Raw genomic sequence first — 2589 nt, 5'->3', positions numbered from 1 at the left:
GCGCTCGGTGACCATGCGACCCGTCAGCCAGTAGCCGATCAGGTCGGGGATCAGCAGCAGCCGGTCGGCGCCGGACAGATCGTCGGCGGCCAGCTGGTACAGCGTGTTGAACGGCAGGAACTGCAGGCCGTTCCGGGCGTACAGGTCACCGGGCGACACGCGGGCGTGGATGCGCTCCACGCCCGCGGTCGTCCGCCCGTCCCGGTAGTGGAACGGCACGCCGAGCATGCCGTCACCACGCATCAGGGCGTAGTCGACCGCCCACGAGTCCACCGCCACGCTCTCGAGCCCGTCGGGTGACTGGCTCACGGCTGTCCACAGTCCGTCGAGGGCGTGGCGGTAGAGCTCGAGGGGGTCCCAGTGGAGCCCGTCCTGGAGGGACACGGGTCCATTGGCAAAGCGCGCGACAGCGCGCAGATCGAGGCGCCCCGGCCCCACGTCGCCGACCATGACGCGGCCACTGGAGGCGCCGAGGTCGATGGCGGCGACGGAGACGGAGGTCAAGGACGACATGATGGGCAGTCGAGGCCTATCGCAGGAACGCGGCGGCGACGCCGGCGTCGACGGGGATGTGCAGGCCCGTCGTCTGGGTCAGGTCCGGTCCCACGAGGGCGTAGACAGCGCTGGCGACGTGGTCGGGCAGCACCTCACGCTTGAGCAGGGTCCGCTGGGCGTAGAACGCGCCGAGGTCCTTCTCGTCGACTCCGTAGACCGCGGCCCGGTTGGCGCCCCAGCCGCTGGAGAAGATGCCCGAGCCCTGCACGACCCCGTCGGGGTTGATCCCGTTGACCCGGACGCCGTGCCCACCGAGCTCGGCGGCCAGCAGCCGCACCTGGTGCGCCTGGTCGGCCTTGGTCGCGGAGTACGCGATGTTGTTGGGCCCGGCGAACACCGAGTTCTTGCTGGAGATGTAGACGATGTCACCGCCCAGCCCCTGCTCGATCAGGACCTTGGCCGCGGCACGCGAGACCAGGAACGAGCCCTTCGCCATGACGTTGTGCTGCAGGTCCCAGTCCGCGACGGTCGTGTCGAGCAGCGACTTCGACAGCGACAGGCCGGCGTTGTTGACGACCAGGTCGAGCCCACCGAACGCCAGCAGGGTCGCGTCGACGGCAGCCTGCACCGCGGCCTCGTCCGACACGTCGGCCTGCACGCCCACGGCAACGTCCGTGCCACCGAGCTCGGCGGCCGCGGCCTGCGCCTTGGCCAGGTCGAGGTCGGCGATCGCGACGACGGCGCCCTGCGAGGCAAGCTTCTTGGCGATGGCCTTGCCGATGCCGGAGGCGGCACCCGTCACCAGCGCGATGCGGGTCGCGAGCGGCTTGGGTGCCGGCATCCGCTGGAGCTTGGCCTCCTCGAGCGCCCAGTACTCGATGCGGAACTTCTCCGCCTCGTCGATCGGGGCGTACGTCGACAGTCCCTCGGCGCCGCGCATGACGTTGATCGCGTTGACGTAGAACTCGCCGGCGACGCGGGCGGTCTGCTTGTCCTTGCCGAAGCTGAACATGCCGACGCCCGGCACCAGCACGATGAGCGGGTCCGCGCCGCGGATGGCGGGCGAGTCGGCGACCGCGTTGCGGTCGTAGTACGCCTGATATTCCTCGCGGTACGCCGTGTGGAGCTCGCGCAGCCGGGCGATCGAGTCCTCGACCGGCGCGCCGGCCGGCAGGTCCAGCACGAGCGGCTTGACCTTGGTGCGCAGGAAGTGGTCGGGACAGCTCGTGCCGAGCGCCGCGAGGCGCGGGTGCTCCGCCGAGGCGAGGAAGTCCAGGACGACGTCGCTGTCGGTGAAGTGCCCGATCATCGGCTTGTCGGTCGAGGCGATCGAGCGGATCGTCGGGACGAGCGCGGCGGCCTACTCGCGACGCTCGGCCTGGGCCAGCGCGGCGTAGCCGTCGAGCGCCGGGCCGAACGGCTCGGGACGGGAGTGCTGCTCGATGTAGGTCGCGGCGGTGTCGATGATCCACAGCGAGTTCTGCTCGGCCTCGGCTGAGGTGTCGCCCCACGCCGTGATGCCGTGACCGCCGAGGATGCAGCCGATCGCGTCGGGGTTCTTGGCCTTGATCTCGGCGATGTCGAGACCCAGCTGGAAGCCCGGACGGCGCCACGGCACCCACACGACCTTCCCGCCGAAGATCGTCGCGGTCAGCTGCTCGCCGTCGTCCGCCGTCGCGATCGCGATGCCGGAGTCGGGGTGCAGGTGGTCGACGTGCGCCGCGTCGACCAGGCCGTGCATCGCCGTGTCGATCGACGGCGCCGCACCTCCCTTGCCGTGCAGGCAGTAGTCGAAGGCGGCGACCATCTCGTCCTCGCGGTCGAGGCCCGGGTAGACGTCGACCAGGGCGCGCATGCGGTCGAGCCGCAGCACCGCCAAGCCGCTCTCCGTCAGGGTGCCGAGGTCGCCCCCGGAGCCCTTGACCCAGAGGAGCTCGACGTCCTCACCCGTCACCGCGTCGGTCTCGGTGCCCTTGGCCTACGTGTTGCCGCCGGCGTAGTTGGTGTTTCGCGGGTCGGCGCCGAGCCGGTTGGTCCGGGCGATCAGCTCTGCTGCGGTGTTGCCGGTGGTGTCAGTCATCTCGTGTCCTGTGT

The 2589-nt window shown here is 70.6% G+C and carries 2 protein-coding genes and 1 pseudogene; all 3 read right to left on the bottom strand.

The window, feature by feature from the left end; all coding sequences use genetic code 11:
- Window positions 1–513: pseudogene (locus JWQ91_RS00390) on the bottom strand (rhamnulokinase); the annotation flags it as partial.
- Window positions 514–529: 16 nt separating this feature from the next.
- On the bottom strand, window positions 530–1804 hold the full coding sequence (gene rhaD, locus JWQ91_RS00385; protein ID WP_297779301.1) for a bifunctional rhamnulose-1-phosphate aldolase/short-chain dehydrogenase: 1275 nt from the start codon (window positions 1802–1804) through the stop codon (window positions 530–532).
- Between the two features lie 51 nt (window positions 1805–1855).
- Complete coding sequence (locus tag JWQ91_RS00380; protein ID WP_297779298.1) at window positions 1856–2449, bottom strand: class II aldolase/adducin family protein; 594 nt, start codon at window positions 2447–2449, stop codon at window positions 1856–1858.
- Between the last annotated feature and the right edge of the window lie 140 nt (window positions 2450–2589).

It is taken from the genome of Aeromicrobium sp. (assembly GCF_025965075.1).
Taxonomy (GTDB): Bacteria; Actinomycetota; Actinomycetes; order Propionibacteriales; family Nocardioidaceae; genus Aeromicrobium.
Note: the sequence above shows the minus strand (reverse complement) of the source record. Positions and strands in the feature narration are given on the sequence as shown.

Coding starts and splice junctions, on each gene's coding strand:
- rhaD (WP_297779301.1), bottom strand. CDS start 1,804: ATGATCGGGCACTTCACCGACAGCGACGTCGTCCTGGACTTCCTCGCC.